The following is a 16688-nucleotide window of genomic DNA, read 5'->3' as shown; positions in this document are numbered from 1 at the left end:
GCTGCGGCAGGCAATCAGGTAAGACTGCAACCGGAAGCGCTCAGCCCCTCAGCTATAGCCAAGCGAATGCAGCGCCCGCTCATCATCGGACCAGCCGCTCTTCACCTTCACCCAGAGATTGAGCATGACTTTGGAGTCAAACAGCACTTCCATGTCCTTGCGCGCTTCCTGGCCGATGCGTTTGATGCGTTCGCCCTTGTCTCCGATGATGATTTTCTTCTGCCCGTCGCGCTCGACCAGTATCAGCGCATGGATATGCAGCACGTGCCCTTGCTGCTTGAAATCCTCGATCTCAACCGTGATCTGGTAAGGGACTTCGGCACCCAGCTGACGCATGATCTTTTCCCGAACCAGTTCGGCTGCGAGGAAACGGCTGCTGCGATCGGTGATCTGATCTTCTGGAAAGAAATGGTCGCCTTCAGGCAGATGCGAAGCCACCAGTTTCTCGAACACATCCAGATTCTGCCCGTGCTGGGCGGAAATCGGCACGATCTCGGCTTTCGGCAACTGCTGCGCCAGCCATTCGAAATGGGGCAGCAGTTCACCCTTGTCCTCGACACGATCGGTTTTGTTCACGGCGACGATCACTGGTCCTTCGACATACTGAACGCGTTCGAGCACCAATTGATCTTCATCGGTCCAGCGTGTGCGGTCGACGACGAACACCACGACATCGACATCCTTCAGGGCCGACGACGCCGTGCGATTCATATAGCGATTAAGAGCGGTCTCGCCATTCTTGTGCAAGCCGGGGGTATCGACGTAGACAGCCTGGACGGCGCCTTCGGTCTTGATTCCGAGCATGTTATGGCGCGTGGTCTGTGGCTTGCGCGAAGTGATCGCTAGTTTCTGCCCGAGCACGTGATTGAGCAGCGTCGACTTGCCGACATTGGGACGCCCAACGATCGCAACGTAACCACAGCGGCTTACCGCATCGTCCTGCAGCTGTTCATCACTCATTACCATTCTCCACGCCCAAGGCGATCAATGCCGAGGCAGCGGCAACCTGTTCGGCAATACGCCGGCTGGCACCTTGTCCTTGCGTCTTCTCATTGAGCAGCGACACCTGGCACTCGACGAAGAAGGTTCGGCAATGCGGTTCGCCCTGAATTGCCACCACCTCGTACTTTGGAAGATCGCAAGCACGCGATTGCAGGAACTCCTGCAAGCGGGTTTTCGGGTCCTTGTTGGTGTCGACCAGCGTCAGCCCCTCCAGTTCGTTGGCGAGCCAGGCGAGTACACGATCGCGAGCGGCCTCCATACCGGCGTCCAGGTAGATGGCGCCGATCAGGGCTTCGAGCGTGTCGGCCAGAATGGATTCGCGCCGGAAACCGCCACTCTTCAGCTCACCTGAGCCGAGGCGCAGGTATTCGCCGAGCTCGAAACCTCGAGCAAGCACCGCAAGGGTCTCTCCCTTGACAAGGCGCGCGCGCAAACGTGACAGCTGACCTTCCTTGGCCTGGGGAAAATGACTGAACAGTGCCTCACCGGCAATGAAGTTGAGAATGGCATCGCCAAGAAACTCCAGACGCTCATTGTTGCGTCCGGCATAGCTGCGGTGCGTCAGGGCCAGAAGCATCAGCTCCTGGTCCTTGAATTGATAACCGAGCCTGCGCTCGAGTCGGGCTAACGAAGTGCTCACGGCATCCTTAGGCGATATTCTTTATCGAAGTTCGCCACCAGATCGAGATTACGGATCAGGGGCTCGCGTTTTTCGTAGTCAAGGTGAACCTTGAATTCGTTGTTTTCAATCACGACCTTCAATGCCTCTTCGAGGTTCAGGTCGCGGATGCCATTGACATCCATTCCTTTACGGACGTGGCTATAGAAATCGCGAACGGTGCGGACTTCCAAAGCCGGGTCACTTTCAACCCCTGAGATGATCTTGTCCATGGACATATAGTCGAAGTAATGCGGAAGCATCTTGAATGCAGTACTGGCAAAGAACGCCACCAGTGCGAGCACCATGATCCAGCTCAGCATGGACAGCCCTTTTTGCGAACGAGCGAAACTCATGTCGACCTCTGTCGTACGATACCCACCTATCGGGGCTACTCAATATAGCGAGCCAGGGCCCGGGAACCAGGCCCTGATTCACAGACTCAGTGAATCAGCCCGACCCGTGAAAAATTAGGCAGATTGCTGAATTTCGGATCCGGCCAGCTCATCCATACGGCAAAGGCCTTACCGACGATGTTGCGATCCGGAACCATGCCGGCCAGCTCGGTGGGAATCGCCGGGTCATGCCAGTAGCGACTGTCGTTGGAGTTGTCGCGGTTGTCGCCCATCATGAAATAATGGCCTGCGGGAACGCGCCACTCGCGGTCGGGCTCTACTCGGTAGCGGCCCATCTCCTTGCGAATGATATGTTCGACCTCACCCAACTTTTCCCGGTAAAGCTTGGCACTCCCCAGACTTCCCGGCTCCTCGCCGATCAGCATTTGGGGCACCGGCTTGCCGTTGATGCTTAGCTGCTTGTTGCTGCTGTATCGAATCACATCTCCCGGCAGGCCAATGACTCGCTTGATGTAATTGATATTCGGGTCGCTGGGATAGCGGAACACCATGACATCGCCGCGTTCTGGATCGCTGACATCAATGACTTTGGTGTCGACGACTGGTAGGCGAATGCCATAAGCGAACTTGTTGACCAGAATGAAATCACCCACCTCGAGCGTCGGGATCATAGAGCCTGAAGGGATCTGAAACGGCTCGATAAGAAAAGAACGCAAGACCAGAACGATTGCAAGCACTGGGAAGAATGATTTGCCGTATTCGATCAGCACCGGCTCTTTGTTCAAGGCCTCCAACGTCGACTGATCAGGCTCGCCACCGGTACGCCCTTCATAATTCGCTATCGCTGCCCGCCGGCGTGGCGCAAAGAACACCAAATCGATAAGCGTCAGAAAACCGCATACCGCAACGGCTATCACCAATAACAGCGGGAAATTGATCGACATAATCAGCTATCTACCTTCAACACCGCGAGGAAAGCTTCTTGCGGGATTTCAACATTGCCGACCTGTTTCATGCGTTTCTTGCCGGCTTTCTGCTTTTCAAGAAGCTTGCGCTTGCGGCTCACGTCACCACCGTAGCACTTCGCCAAGACGTTCTTGCGCAAGGCCTTGACGGTGCTCCGCGCAACAATCTGACCACCGATGGCCGCCTGAATCGCCACATCGAACATCTGTCGAGGAATGAGCTCCTTCATTTTCTCGACTAGCATGCGGCCTTTGTAATGAGCATTGTCGCGATGCACGATGAGCGCCAATGCATCGACCTTGTCGCCGTTAATCAGAATGTCCAGACGGGTCAAGTTGGCCGATTGGAAGCATTCGAAGCTGTAATCCAGCGAAGCGTAGCCACGGCTCACCGACTTCAATCGGTCGAAGAAATCGAGGACCACCTCACTCATCGGCAGGTCATAACGTACCTGCACCTGCGATCCGAGAAACTGGAGATCCCGCTGCACGCCACGTTTTTCGATACACAGCGTTATGACGCTACCCAGATGCTCCTGAGGCACCAGGATATTGGCCCTGACGATGGGTTCGCGCATGTCTTCGATCGATGACATATCCGGCAGTTTTGACGGGCTGTCGACGTAGAGAAGATCGCCATTTTTCAGCGCCAGTTCGTAAACCACAGTAGGCGCAGTGGTAATCAGGTCCAAGTCGTACTCGCGCTCGAGCCGCTCCTGGATGATCTCCATGTGCAGCATGCCGAGGAAGCCGATGCGGAAACCAAAGCCCAACGCGTCAGAACTCTCCGGCTCGTACTGCAGAGCGGCATCGTTCAGGGTGAGTTTCTGCAACGCTTCGCGGAAATCTTCGAAGTCGTCCGAGCTGACCGGAAACAGACCGGCATAGACCTGCGGCTTGACCCGCTTGAAGCCGGGCAGCATTTCGACGTCAGGTGTATTGGACAAAGTCAGCGTGTCACCCACAGGGGCGCCATGGATGTCCTTGATGCCGGCAATGATGAAGCCCACTTCGCCAGCCTTCAGATCAGCTGTGCTGGTGTGTTTTGGATTGAACACGCCGACGCTGTCGACCTGATGGACCTTGCCGGTGGACTTGACCAGGACCTTGTCGCCTTTCTTGATTCGGCCATGGCGTACCCGCACGAGCGAGACGACGCCCAGGTAATTATCGAACCAGGAGTCGATGATCAGCGCTTGCAGCGGCGCGTCGATGTCGCCGGTTGGCGGAGGGATCACCTGCACCAGGCGCTCGAGCACGTCGTCCACACCCATACCGCTCTTGGCGCTGCATGCGACAGCATCGGTCGCATCGATGCCGATGATGTGCTCGATTTCGTCCTTGACCTTGTCGGGGTCCGCCTGCGGCAGATCCATCTTGTTCAGCACTGGCATGACCTCAAGGCCTTGCTCGATCGCTGTATAGCAATTGGCGACGGATTGAGCTTCAACTCCCTGGCCCGCATCTACGACCAGAAGTGCACCCTCGCATGCGGCCAACGAACGACTCACCTCATAGGTGAAATCGACGTGTCCGGGGGTGTCGATGAAGTTCAACTGGTAGGTCTTGCCGTCCCGCGCCTTGTAGTACAGCGTAACGCTGTGCGCCTTGATGGTAATCCCTCGTTCGCGCTCGAGGTCCATCGAGTCGAGGACTTGAGCGTTCATCTCACGCTCGGTCAGGCCACCACACGTCTGGATGAAGCGGTCAGCCAGGGTCGACTTGCCATGATCGATGTGCGCGATGATGGAGAAATTGCGGATATGACTCAGGTCACTCACAGCTAAACACTCGAATATGCGCGGGCCGATTGCCCGCTGAAAATAGCCGCAAAGTGTACCTGATAGGTCTATTCAGCGCCACGCCGGACCCCAGCCCCATTTGTACTCGCCGCAGAGGGCCAGTTGAACATCCAGACCGGAACCCGAGCACAAAAAAAAGCGGCCCGGAGGCCGCTTTCCTTACTGGATCACTACTCGGCGAGCTTGAAGGTAATAAAGCTCGCCCGGCCCTGGCGCAACACGCGCATTGAAACCGACCGGTTCTTCGGTAACTGCTCCGCAACGCGGCCAAACGTCGAGGCAGAATCGATGGCCTGATTGTTCAGATGGGTGATCACGTCACCTGGACGCAAACCGATCATTGCAGCGGGTCCGTTCAAGACCTCGGTAATCACCACTCCCCCTGGCAGATCGAGACTGCGCTTCTGCTCGGCGCTTAGTTCGGACACCTTGACGCCGAGCCTGTTGCTGCTTTTCTCGGCGCGGCCGCTGGCTTCTGCTACCTCTTCTCCTTCGTCCGGCAAGGCGCCGATCTGGATGGTCAGAGTTTCGCGCTCCCCATCACGGACGATGCCCAGCGTCGCCTTGGTGCCTGGTTTGATGGCTCCGATCAAATGCGGCAGGTCAGCCGACATATCGATGGCGCTGCCGTTGACGCTGAGAATTACATCACCCACCCGCAACCCACCTTTGGCTGCAGGGCCGCCGTCCATCACTTGAGCAACCAGCGCACCCGCTGGACGCTCCAGGCCGAAAGATTCCGCCAGATCCCGGTTGACCTCCTGTATCGCCACCCCAAGCCAACCACGGCTGACCTTGCCCTCCGTACGCAATTGATCGGCAACGTCCATGGCGACGTCGATAGGAATGGCAAACGACAATCCCATGAAACCGCCCGATCGAGTGAATATCTGCGAATTGATACCTATCACTTCACCCTGCAGATTGAACAGCGGCCCGCCGGAATTCCCAGGATTGATCGCAACATCGGTTTGTATAAAGGGCACGTAGCTTTCGCTGGGTAGATTACGTCCCGTCGCGCTGACAATTCCGGCCGTTACGGTGTGATCAAAACCAAACGGCGAGCCGATCGCCAACACCCATTCCCCCGCCTTCAACGAGTCCGATTTGCCCAACTTGACCGTAGGCAACCCGGTACCTTCGATTTTCAGCAAAGCGACATCGGTACGAGGATCCGCGCCGACAAGCTCTGCTTTCAATTCACTGCGATCCGGCAAACGGACGATTATCTCGTCGGCATCGGCAACCACGTGATTATTGGTCAGTACATAGCCGTCAGCTGTGATGATGAAGCCCGAACCCAGCGACTGCGCCTCGCGCTGCTGGCCGCCCTCCGGGATGCCCGGCATGCCATGCTCGAAGAACTCTCGAATGATGGGGGGAAGTCCTTCCAGGTCTGGCATGCGCGCGTTCGCACCATGAACAGGAGCGTTCTGCTTGGTGCTGATATTGACTACTGCAGGTGAGGCGTCTTCTACCAAGGGGGTAAAGTCGGGTAGCTGCGCATTGGCCGCCGCGACCTGCCCCAGGCAAAACAACGCAGCGAAGAAGGCAAAGCAGCTATTCCGTGAAGCCATTAAGATCATTCTCCCTTGACGAAAACAAACCAGTCTGACCCTTTCCTGCCGCGCCCACCAGCATCGCGCGCAATACGATCGGCTGAAGCCCCGAGTCGTCTGCTGTTTGCTGACTGCGCTTACGCACGAACAGCCAAGAAACAAAAAAACCGGCAATGCCGGCAAGAATCACGTACGGCTCGTCAACCGAAAGCTTGGAAGCGAGGAACGCCGAGACAAACAATATGATCAGGGGAAAAAGATAAACGAGAACCGCGCCACGCAGCAACGCGCTCTCTCGAACGCCGATTACAACCGAATCACCCACATTCAATTGCAGATCGGACAAGGCTCGTATCAACCCGCGCCGCTCGCGAACGCCAAGCCTATCCATCAGCCCCTGGCCACAACCGTTCTTGGCGGAGCAACCGGAACAGGTACTACTGCGTTGCGTTTCGACCCAGACAGCGCCGGGCTCAACGGCAATCACGCGCCCCGACTCCTCGATCATCGCGCTGCCTGATCGGCCCCGGAGCGCATCGACAACGCGATTCGCTCGGCAGTACCCAGCGGAATCTCGCCGACAACCGTCACCATGACATCGCCACCCGCCGTGGAAATGCGCTTGGATACCGCCACGGTCGGCCCCATCTGATTACGTGCGTCCTCGACGACCGCGCCGTGCAAAGGCTCGAGAAATACTGAAAAGCGGGCAAGCCCATCGCCATACGAGAGCCAGGTTACGGACTCATCGGAAGCAGGACTGGGTCGCACGTCCGAATCGAGAAGTTGGAACCCGTCCGGCAGCCAGTCAGAGCGCCACTTCGGTGTAGTCGACGCTTTTTCCGCAGCCAATGAAACGGGCTTGCACGCCGACCCGGTTTCGACATCGGACGGCCCGATCGAATCTGGCGAAAAATGAGTGAACTGAAAACGCTCGAGCAACTGCCCGTTTTCATCAAGCAACAGGGACTTGAGCGGCAGCGCTGTTTCCCGATCAAGATGCAATTCGAAACCGTAACGGTGCTGATCCTGCGGCCGTATCGACAGTGCAACGGTCGGACGCCCCGCCACGCGAGATTCGCCGATGACCTGCACGTTATACCATTTGGACAACGAATCAGGCTCAAGCGGCTGTTGACGCCAGGGTTTCGTATCCCTGACCTGAGACGCCAGATCTTCGCTTGCGCATTGAATCTGGCCATCCACCAGCGAAACCTCAGCAGGTGGACCGTCCAGTTGCAAGAGTCGCTCGTGTAGTTGCTGGCCTTCTACAAGCTGCCAGACAGCATGACTGGAAAAGCTACCGTTGCGCTCATAAACAAAAGTGCCTTGGTAACTTTGTTTCTTTTCGGCTGCCGCGAGCCTTTGCATCCAGGCATCGGCATCAGCAGCAAAGGCCGGCATCGATAGCCAGCCTCCGAGCACCACACACAGCGGTATTACACGCATGTTGTTCCTTAACGATCTTCCATGCTGGCAGCACGCGCATAGGGCAGTGCACTTTCAGAACCACTACCGAAAGCGGCCTGTTGAGCATGCTGACGGACATACGCCGGTAGCCGCTTTTCATGCCAGCCTTCAGCCGATGCCTGTGCACCCGCCACCTGAGCTTCCGGCGCCCCCGCATCTTCACTGTAGCCTGCCAACACGGCCGGCCCCTGATTGGCCTGCGGTACCGCGATGCTAGGCTGTGCAGCCTGCTGTGCGATTTGCGGACCCGCTACTTCGCTCTGATTGTACAGACGCACACCTGCCAGTACAGCGACTGTAACCGATGCCGCAACGGCGAGGCGACCAACGTTGCGCCAGGCGAAACGCTGCGGCTTGACCGCAGTGATAACCGGCTCGTCGGCCAGCGCAGCTGAAACCGCCCAAGCGATGTCCAGACGAGGCTCGATCAACTCCTTGTGCATCGCGGCACGAGCGATCTGATAACGCGACCACGTCGATCGCATTTCGGCATCGCCGTCTGCGGCGAGCACTCGACGTAATTCCAACTCGTCCGCTTCGTTATCCATCACCGCGGACAGCGATTCATGCAGGGCTTCACGACTCATGGCGGTTCCTCTCTTGGCTGTCGCCGCTGTCTCAGGATTCATGCAACAAGGGTTGCAATGCTTTATCGATGGCTTCCCGCGCCCGGAATATCCGCGAGCGAACAGTACCCACCGGACACTGCATGACGTTTGCAATGTCTTCATAACTAAGACCATCAAATTCACGCAGTGTTAGAGCCGTACGCAAATCTTCTGGAAGTTGTTGAATGGTTCTATGAACCGTGTCTTCTATTTCATCCCTGAGAAGCGCTCGTTCCGGCGATTCAATATCCTTGAGCGCGTGATCGCCCTCATAGAATTCTGCATCTTCGGAACTGACATCGCTGTCGGGCGGCCTTCTTCCACGGGCCACCAAATGGTTCTTTGCCGTATTGATGGCAATGCGGTATAGCCATGTATAAAAGGCGCTATCTCCGCGAAAGTTCGCAAGCGCGCGATAGGCTTTAATGAAGGCTTCCTGCGCAACATCCTGAGCTTCATGAGAATCATGTACGAAGCGAACGATCAACCCAAGAATCTTGTGCTGGTACTTGAGTACCAGTAGGTCAAAAGCCCGCTTATCTCCCCGTTGCACTCGCTCGACCAACTGCTGGTCCTGCTCCTGGGTTAGCATAAACACTCCTCCATGACCTGGAAGGGGTGCTGCGCTCGCCTGTGAGCTGACCTGCCAGAATAGACCCGGGCTTTACACAAAAGTTCTCCCCCTTCAAGCAAGCTGTCCTGCAACACACCTGTCGGCATTGGCGAGCAACGCCTCGAAGCGGATCGCTTCGATGACGCTCTCCTGATATCCACAGCAAGGCCCAACCGCCCACCGATCGATGGCCAGCCGGCCTGCATCCACAACTGTCTATAGAGACGGGCCTGCAAGAAAAGTTCCAAGGCTTCAACCACCTAAACGCGGGCCGCTATATTGCCGGGGGATGCGCCTATATACTAGGGGCCGCCTCAACGTGAGATCCAAAATGAGCCGACATTATCAATACGACGTTCTAGTCATAGGCAGCGGCGCCGCAGGCTTGACCCTGGCGCTCAATCTGCCCGCCACGCTACGCGTCGCGGTATTGAGCAAAGGCGATCTGGCCAATGGCTCTACCTATTGGGCTCAAGGTGGCGTCGCGGCAGTGCTCGACACGACCGACACGGTCGAGTCCCATGTCGCCGACACACTCGTTGCAGGTGGCGGACTGTGCAAAGAGGACGCCGTACGCTTTACCGTTGAACACAGCCGCGAAGCCATCCACTGGCTGATCGAGCAAGGCGTGCCCTTCACTAGAGACGAAGCCGACCGGGAAGACGGTAGCTTCGAATACCACCTCACGCGCGAGGGCGGCCATAGCCATCGGCGCATCATCCACGCCGCGGACGCCACCGGGGCCGCGATTTTCAATACTCTGCTTATGCGTACCCAGGACAGGGACAACATCGACCTGCTGCACCAGCGCGTCGCCGTCGACCTGATTACCGAGCGCAAGCTAGGCCTGAGCGGCAAACGTTGCTTAGGCGCCTACGTGCTGGACCGTGCAACCGGTGAAGTGGATACCTTTCAGGCAAAATTCGTCGTTCTGGCTACGGGCGGTGCGGCGAAGGTATACCTCTATACCAGCAACCCTGACGGCGCATGCGGTGACGGCATCGCGATGGCCTGGCGTGCTGGATGCCGAGTCGGCAACCTGGAGTTCAATCAGTTTCACCCAACATGCCTATACCATCCAAAGGCCAAGAGCTTCCTGATCACCGAAGCCTTACGCGGCGAAGGCGCAGTACTCAAGCTGCCCAACGGCGAACGCTTCATGCCGCGCTTCGATGAGCGCGCCGAGCTGGCACCGCGTGACATCGTAGCCCGCGCAATCGACCACGAGATGAAGCGGCTAGGCGTCGATTGCGTCTATCTGGACATCAGCCACAAGCCTACGGAATTCATCAAGGCACACTTCCCGACCGTCTACGAGCGCTGCCTGGAATTTGGCATCGACATTACTCGCGAGCCGATTCCGGTGGTCCCGGCAGCGCATTACACCTGCGGTGGCGTTGTAGTCAATCAGGCTGGCCGAACCGACGTTCCCGGCCTTTACGCCATTGGCGAAACCAGCTTTACCGGCTTGCACGGTGCCAACCGCATGGCCAGCAACTCACTGCTTGAGTGTTTCGTCTATGCACAGTCCGCCGCACAGGACATGCTCCGCGAGCTGCCAACGATCGAGACGCCGCACGTCCTTCCTACCTGGGATGCGAGTCAGGTCACCGATTCGGACGAAGACGTCATCATCGCGCACAACTGGGACGAGCTGCGGCGTTTCATGTGGGATTACGTCGGCATCGTCCGGACCAACAAGCGCCTGGTACGGGCACAGCACCGAGTGCGCCTGCTGCTGGGGGAAATCGACGAGTTCTATAGCAATTACAAGGTCAGCCGTGACCTGATTGAGTTGCGCAACCTGGCAATGGTGGCGGAACTCATGATCCGCTCGGCGATGCAGCGCAAGGAGAGCCGCGGCCTGCACTTCACCCTGGACTATCCCGAGCAGCTTCCGCAAGCGAAGGACACTATCCTGGCGCCGCCCACCTTCGACGACTGAACTTCAGCCTGAGCCGCAGACGTCTGTGCAGATCGGCCGACATCGCCCCGCGGGGAATGCAGAGGCCACGAGCGAACCTGTCGCCCGGCAGCTTGAAGCGCAAGATCACCGCCGACGGCAGCGCAAGGCTGTCGGGTCGTAACTGAATGGACTGCCAACCGTCACGCCGGTTCCAGAGCGACCAGCCCAGCTGATCATGCCGTAAACCGAGCCAGGACGAGCTGCGGGAAAGCGTGATATGCGACGGTATGGCCCAGACGGCGTGCAACAGGCAGATCAGCAGACCGAGCACCTGGAGCCAAAGCGGAACGGGCAGCACCAGCAGGACGGCGGCCGCCAGCAAAAGTATCGCCACATAGAGCGTCAGCAACAGGCCAGACGCCTGCCAGCGACACTCGAAGATTTGATTACTTGGGTTGGACACGATCGAGGATCATGCGAACCATGTAACGCAGATCTTCGTCGTCCGGCTCCGCGCGCTCCATGAACCAGCCAAACATGTCCTGATCCTCACAGCTCAACAACTTGCGGTAGCGCCGCTGATCCTCCTCATTCAACTGCGGATAGACCTCTTTGACGAACGGCACCAGCAGGACGTCCAGTTCGAGCATGCCGCGGCGGCTCTGCCAAAACAGGCGATTGAGTTCGGATTGTTCGACCATGCAAATGCTCCTGAGTTGAAGCCCGGCATTATAGCGACTGGCGCAACGGGTCGGCACATCATTAGCAATCACGGCACGGAGCGGCAACTGGCGCACGCTGTGTTTTGCCGACGTCCTGCTATGATGCCGGTCCGGATTTCTTCACGGCGACTCGTCATGACCGACACTGCTTTTTTTTGCGTCCTGTCGCACGAAGGCGTCCTGGCTGTACGCGGCCCGGACGCGAGCAAGTTCCTGCAGGGGCAACTGACCTGCAACTTGAATTACCTTGACGCCCATCACTCGAGCCTCGGTGCGCGCTGCACGCCCAAAGGCCGGATGCAGTCGAGCTTCCGCATCTTGCCGGAAGGCGACGGCTACCTGCTGGCGATGGACCGCGAGTTGGTTCCAACTCAGCGCGCCGATCTGGCCAAATACGCCGCGTTTTCAAAATCCAAGCTGTATGACGAAAGCACTGAATGGGTTCGCTTCGGGCTTAGCGGGGGCGACGGTGCGCTGTTCAGTCTTGGCCTGGATCTCTCGCAAACAGCTAATCAGGTGATTGCCGAGCACGGGCTGATCGCCGTCCGCCTCTCCGATGGGCGCGCCGAACTCTGGACCCGCGCGGTAGATGCCGAAACCACACGCCTAAGGTTGACCGCTCAGCTCCGCGAAGCATCGATCGAGCGCTGGCTGCTGGCGCAGATCCGCGCCGGTGTCGGCCAGGTCGTAGCCGGCACCCGCGAGCTGTTCATTCCGCAAATGATCAATCTGCAGGCGCTAGGCGGAGTCAGCTTCAAGAAGGGTTGCTATACCGGTCAGGAGATCGTGGCGCGGATGCAGTACCTCGGCAAACTAAAGCGTCGTCTGTACCGGCTTGCCGCTGAAAGTGCCGAAGCCGAAGTGCCGGCTCCGGGGCTCGAACTGTATTCTCCGGTGCATGGTTCCAGCGTGGGCGAGGTGGTCCTGGCAGCAGCCGCAGAAGGTACGCTGGAGTTGCTCGCGGTCTTGCAGGAAGACGCGGCGGCTGACGGCCGGGTATTCCTTGGCTCGCCGGACGGTCTTCCGCTGACCCTGCTCGATTTGCCATATACGCTAGACGCAGACCGAGAAATCCAGCGCTAGCCCGTCACGCCAACACAGAATCATCAATAAGGAACGACATGAGTACTCTTGCCGATAAGGTCCAGCAGGAACTGATGCAGGCGATCGAAAACGACGAGCTGGTCCTGCCGACCCTCCCGGAAGTAGCCCTGCGAGTCCGCGAGGCCGCGGAAGATCCGGATGTGAGTATCCCGACGCTGGCCAAGGTGATCGGCAACGACACCGCCCTCACCGCGCGCATCATCAAGGTGGTCAACAGCCCCCTGCTGCGCACCAACAGGGAAATCAACGACCTGCAGATGGCGATCAGCCGTCTCGGCATCAATTACACGTCGAACCTGGCGACCGGCCTGGCCATGGAGCAGATGTTCCAGGCCACCACCGATGTGGTGGACCGCAAGATGCGCGAGGTGTGGAACAAAAGCACCGAGATCGCTGCCATCAGTCACGTGCTATGCCGCAACTTCACACGTCTGCCGGCTGATCAGGCGACATTGGCAGGCCTGGTACACCTGATAGGAATTCTGCCCATCCTCACCTATGCGGAGGAGCACAGCGCCCTGCTCAGCGACTCAATAAGCCTCAACCACGTCATCGACCGGATCCATCCCGTCGTCGGCGAGAGGATTTTGCGCGCATGGGAGTTTCCTGATGCGATCGCGGCGGTTCCGGGCCAACATCTGAATTTCTCTCGTGTGTCCGACAAGGTGGATTACGTCGACATCGTTCAAGTGGCGACCCTGCAAAGCTACATCGGCACCTCGCACCCCTTCACGCAGCTCGACTGGAACCAGATTCCTGCGTTCGCCAAGCTGGGACTTGATCCCAACACCCTGCTGCAGGAAGACGAAGATCTATCCGCCGCGATGGACGCTGCGATGAGCATGCTGCAATAGCTGTCTTCGGGTGCCACTCGGCACCCGCCTCCTGACCCTGCTCGATCTCCTATGACCGCTCGCCGGAGTGCGAGGAACCGCTCCTTCTAGCCTCAGGTCACAAAATAGACGGCGCTCTTGCCGCATCTCGCAGGTGCCCGCGGCCACGCCGCGGTCCACCCGCTTGTCAGGTAGAGGAAGGAGAACAACGATGACCCGCACGACCAAAGCTTTCTTTTCGGGAACCGCAGCCATGCTGTTCGGTGTAGCAGCCAATTTCGCCTTGGCAGCGGAGGGCGAGAATTTCGTCGATGAAGCGTCCGCGAAAGGGTTAGCGGAAATCGAAACTGCCAAATTGGCACTCGATAAAGGCACGGCCGAAGACGTCAAGACCTTTGCGCAGAAAATGATCGACGACCATACAAAGTCGAATCAGAAGCTCGCAGAGCTTGCCGGCCAGCATGATGATCTCGAGATTTCCGACGAAGCGACGCTCATGGACAAGGCCAAGGCGATGATCCTGAAACTGCGTGATGGCGAGAACTTCGACAAGGCCTATGCCAATAACCAAGTAGCGGCCCACGAGCAGACCATTGAGCTGTATCGCGAATACGTGAAGAGTGGTGAGAACGCCGAGCTGAAACAATACGCCGAGTCGACGCTGAAAGAACTGGAGCAGCATCTGCAGCATGCGCAGGAACTGGCATCCGCGCACGGCAGCAAAGAATAGGCTACAGCTATCTTTGGCGCCGCGGTCGCGGCGCCAATCTTACAGGTCGGCCGGGAGCTTCCAGTCGATCGGCGACAACCCCTGCTGCTGGAGAAATTGGTTGGCCCGGCTGAAGTGACCGTTGCCAATGAATCCCCGGTGAGCCGACAGCGGCGAAGGATGAACCGATTTGAGCAGTAGGTGCTTGGTCGGGTCGATCAGTTTCGCCTTGCTTTGGGCATGTGCGCCCCAGAGCATGAAGACCACACTTGAACGGCACTCGCTGACGACTTCGATGATTCTATCGGTCAGACGTTGCCAACCCATCTTCGCGTGTGACCCCGCCATGCCCTGCTCCACCGTCAGCGAGGTGTTGAGCATCAGCACGCCTTGATCCGCCCAGTGCTGCAGATGGCCATGGCGGGGAATGTCCAGATTCAAGTCGCGCTTGAGTTCCTTGAAGATGTTCTGCAACGATGGGGGTGGCGCCACTCCGGGCTGTACCGAGAAGCACAAGCCATGCGCCTGGCCGGGACCGTGATAAGGATCCTGCCCCAAAATGACGACCCGCACCTGTTCCAGCGGGGTCGAGTTCAAGGCATTGAAGATCAATGGGCCCGGCGGGTAGATGATTTTCCCTGCCGCCTTCTCGCGACGCAGAAACGCGCCCAACTCCTTCATGTACGGCTGTTCGAATTCACTCTGTAAAGCCGCCTTCCAGCTGTCTTCGAGTTTGACGCGATCACCCTGAGTCATGGCGCTGCCCTATCTGCCGAGGCGCTGAACCCTAAGGAAAGGGATCCGGAGAGTCAATGCCCGCACTCCGCCGCACCCCTGGCAGCGCATATTTTGCAAGGTTGCGGCCAGCCACGCCGTGGAAATGCCGCTCACCGCACAATTGGCTAACCGACCGCAGGTATACGACCAATGAAAGCGTGACGGCCCCTGGTGATGCGCAGTAAAAAAGGCTCTCGCCAACAACAACTACAATAAGGATCCTGCAATGAAACGGACGACCCTCCTAGCCTTGGGGTTGGGTTTCTGCCTGACTGCCGAAGCTGCCGAGCCGATCACCCTCGGCCTCAATTACCCGCGAACCGGCAGTTATAAAGAAGAAGGCCTCTCGCAAATGCGCGGCGCTCTGCTGGCGATCGACGAGATCAACGCCAAGGGAGGCGTGCTGGGTCGGCCACTGAAGCTTTCCAGCCGCAACTCGGCGTCGCGACCGGAGAAGGCCGTGGCAAACGTCGACAAACTGGCCGACGAAGGCGCTGCCATGCTGTTCGGCGGCGCCTCGAGCGCGGTCGCGATTGCCGCTGGCAAGCGCGCCAAGGAGCGCGGTCTGCTCTACTTCGGCACACTCACCTATTCCAACGACACGACAGGCAAGGATGCCCATCGTTACCTGTTCCGTGAATGCAACAGCGCCTGGATGAGCGCGCAGGTGCTGGGGCAGTATCTGAACAAAAACCTGCCGAACAAGCGCTACTTCTACATCACTTCCGACTACACCTGGGGCCATACCAGCGAAAGCTCTCTGCGCCAGGCGACCAACACTCAGAACAGCAACCAGCACCCCGGTATTAAAACTGCGTTTCCCGGCGCGCGCCTCTCTGACTACCGTGAGGCCCTAACCCAGGTTGCCAAGAGCGACGCTGAAGTGCTTGTGCTGGTGCTATTCGGCGAAGATCTGGTTCGAGCAATGCGAATTGCCGACGAACTCGGCCTGAACAAAAGGATGCAGGTCGCCGTCCCCAACCTGACGCTGAGCATGGTCGAAACCGCAGGTCCCGACATTATGCGCGGCGTCCTGGGCACCGAGCCGTGGACCTGGCGCGTACCGGAGCTGGAAGGCTCGGTAGCGGGCCAGCAGTTCGTCGAACGATACGATGAGCGTTACCAGACCCACCCTTCCAGCTCGGCCGCTTCGGCCTACAGCATCGTCTATCAATGGGCCGATGCGGCGACGCGCGCGCGCAGTCTCGACAGCGAGCGGATCATCGCAGCACTCGAAGGCCATCGTTACAGCCTGCTCAAGGGCGAGCAGCAATGGCGTGCCTTCGATCATCAGAATGTGCAGACGGTGTACGCAGTGAAGGTCAAGCCCCGCGAGGAGGTACTCAAAGACCGCTTCAAGCAGGATTACTTCGAGATTGTCCACCGCCTGACCGGAGAGCAGGCTGCGCCATCCCTCGCCGAATGGCAGGCCGAGCGCCGCGCCGGTGGCCAAGCGCTGGCACTGCAATAAACGCGGGAGGAGCGGCACGGGTCGACCCAGGCCGCTCCAGACGCATCGAATCAACACCCGACCCCGGAAGCATCGTCCGCCCCCGCGATAGCATCCCGCCCTCCCATACGACGCCCCGCCCTGGCGGGAGTGA

The 16688-nt window shown here is 58.4% G+C and carries 18 protein-coding genes; 5 read left to right on the top strand and 13 right to left on the bottom strand.

What is annotated here, in order from left to right; all coding sequences use genetic code 11:
• Window positions 1-48 precede the first annotated feature (48 nt).
• The 10 genes from era to rpoE form a co-directional block, all read right to left on the bottom strand.
• A complete protein-coding gene (gene era / locus UF78_RS05500; RefSeq protein ID WP_045161018.1) occupies window positions 49-960 on the bottom strand; it encodes a GTPase Era in 912 nt (303 codons plus the stop codon).
• Window positions 953-1642 (bottom strand): ribonuclease III, encoded by a 690-nt coding sequence (gene rnc, locus UF78_RS05495; RefSeq protein ID WP_045161017.1) that lies wholly within the window; start codon window positions 1640-1642, stop codon window positions 953-955. Before rnc ends, era begins: the two co-directional genes overlap by 8 nt.
• Window positions 1639-2016: a DUF4845 domain-containing protein gene (locus UF78_RS05490; RefSeq protein WP_045161016.1), complete on the bottom strand. Its 378-nt coding sequence runs from the start codon at window positions 2014-2016 to the stop codon at window positions 1639-1641. The genes rnc and UF78_RS05490 overlap by 4 nt, the downstream gene beginning before the upstream one ends.
• Before the next feature lie 86 nt (window positions 2017-2102).
• Window positions 2103-2960, bottom strand: a complete 858-nt coding sequence (gene lepB, locus UF78_RS05485) for a signal peptidase I (protein WP_045161015.1) — start codon at window positions 2958-2960, stop codon at window positions 2103-2105.
• Window positions 2961-2962: 2 nt separating this feature from the next.
• Entirely contained in the window at window positions 2963-4762 is a 1800-nt protein-coding gene (gene lepA / locus UF78_RS05480; RefSeq protein ID WP_045161014.1) for a translation elongation factor 4, read from the bottom strand.
• Window positions 4763-4953: 191 nt separating this feature from the next.
• The gene (locus UF78_RS05475; protein ID WP_045161013.1) at window positions 4954-6360 is read right to left on the bottom strand and encodes a DegQ family serine endoprotease; all 1407 of its coding nucleotides are present in this window, start codon (window positions 6358-6360) and stop codon (window positions 4954-4956) included.
• On the bottom strand, window positions 6344-6850 hold the full coding sequence (locus UF78_RS05470; protein ID WP_045161012.1) for a SoxR reducing system RseC family protein: 507 nt from the start codon (window positions 6848-6850) through the stop codon (window positions 6344-6346). The genes UF78_RS05475 and UF78_RS05470 overlap by 17 nt, the downstream gene beginning before the upstream one ends.
• Window positions 6847-7791, bottom strand: coding sequence for a MucB/RseB C-terminal domain-containing protein (locus UF78_RS05465; protein WP_045161011.1), 945 nt, complete (start codon window positions 7789-7791; stop codon window positions 6847-6849). The genes UF78_RS05470 and UF78_RS05465 overlap by 4 nt, the downstream gene beginning before the upstream one ends.
• Before the next feature lie 8 nt (window positions 7792-7799).
• Complete coding sequence (locus UF78_RS05460) at window positions 7800-8399, bottom strand: sigma-E factor negative regulatory protein (protein WP_045161010.1); 600 nt, start codon at window positions 8397-8399, stop codon at window positions 7800-7802.
• A gap of 31 nt (window positions 8400-8430) precedes the next feature.
• The gene (gene rpoE, locus UF78_RS05455) at window positions 8431-9012 is read right to left on the bottom strand and encodes an RNA polymerase sigma factor RpoE (protein ID WP_019342233.1); all 582 of its coding nucleotides are present in this window, start codon (window positions 9010-9012) and stop codon (window positions 8431-8433) included.
• Window positions 9013-9364: 352 nt separating this feature from the next.
• Between rpoE and nadB the strand changes: the two genes are divergently transcribed.
• Window positions 9365-10978, top strand: a complete 1614-nt coding sequence (gene nadB / locus UF78_RS05450; protein ID WP_045161009.1) for an L-aspartate oxidase — start codon at window positions 9365-9367, stop codon at window positions 10976-10978.
• On the opposite strand, the gene UF78_RS05445 is transcribed toward nadB, so the two are convergent.
• Window positions 10947-11402: a protein YgfX gene (locus UF78_RS05445; protein ID WP_045161008.1), complete on the bottom strand. Its 456-nt coding sequence runs from the start codon at window positions 11400-11402 to the stop codon at window positions 10947-10949. The two genes, nadB and UF78_RS05445, sit on opposite strands and share 32 nt — an antisense overlap.
• Entirely contained in the window at window positions 11386-11640 is a 255-nt protein-coding gene (locus UF78_RS05440; RefSeq protein WP_045161007.1) for a succinate dehydrogenase assembly factor 2, read from the bottom strand. Before UF78_RS05440 ends, UF78_RS05445 begins: the two co-directional genes overlap by 17 nt.
• A 156-nt stretch (window positions 11641-11796) precedes the next feature.
• On the opposite strand from UF78_RS05440, the gene UF78_RS05435 reads away from it, so the two are divergent.
• From UF78_RS05435 to UF78_RS05425, 3 genes are all read left to right on the top strand, one after another.
• Window positions 11797-12744, top strand: a complete 948-nt coding sequence (locus tag UF78_RS05435; protein WP_045161006.1) for a YgfZ/GcvT domain-containing protein — start codon at window positions 11797-11799, stop codon at window positions 12742-12744.
• A 38-nt stretch (window positions 12745-12782) separates the two neighbouring features.
• The gene (locus UF78_RS05430; RefSeq protein WP_045161005.1) at window positions 12783-13619 is read left to right on the top strand and encodes an HDOD domain-containing protein; all 837 of its coding nucleotides are present in this window, start codon (window positions 12783-12785) and stop codon (window positions 13617-13619) included.
• Window positions 13620-13809: 190 nt separating this feature from the next.
• Window positions 13810-14328: a DUF4142 domain-containing protein gene (locus UF78_RS05425; RefSeq protein WP_045161004.1), complete on the top strand. Its 519-nt coding sequence runs from the start codon at window positions 13810-13812 to the stop codon at window positions 14326-14328.
• Window positions 14329-14367: 39 nt separating this feature from the next.
• On the opposite strand, the gene ung is transcribed toward UF78_RS05425, so the two are convergent.
• Complete coding sequence (gene ung / locus UF78_RS05420; protein ID WP_045161003.1) at window positions 14368-15063, bottom strand: uracil-DNA glycosylase; 696 nt, start codon at window positions 15061-15063, stop codon at window positions 14368-14370.
• Window positions 15064-15310: 247 nt separating this feature from the next.
• Here ung and UF78_RS05415 point away from each other — a divergent pair, with 247 nt between their 5' ends.
• The gene (locus tag UF78_RS05415; RefSeq protein WP_045161002.1) at window positions 15311-16555 is read left to right on the top strand and encodes an ABC transporter substrate-binding protein; all 1245 of its coding nucleotides are present in this window, start codon (window positions 15311-15313) and stop codon (window positions 16553-16555) included.
• Window positions 16556-16688 lie beyond the last annotated feature (133 nt).

Source organism: Stutzerimonas stutzeri (assembly GCF_000952685.1).
GTDB classification, from domain to species: Bacteria; Pseudomonadota; Gammaproteobacteria; order Pseudomonadales; family Pseudomonadaceae; genus Stutzerimonas; species Stutzerimonas stutzeri_E.
The sequence above is the reverse complement of the archived record's forward strand: the minus strand, read 5'-3'. Positions and strand labels throughout refer to the sequence as shown.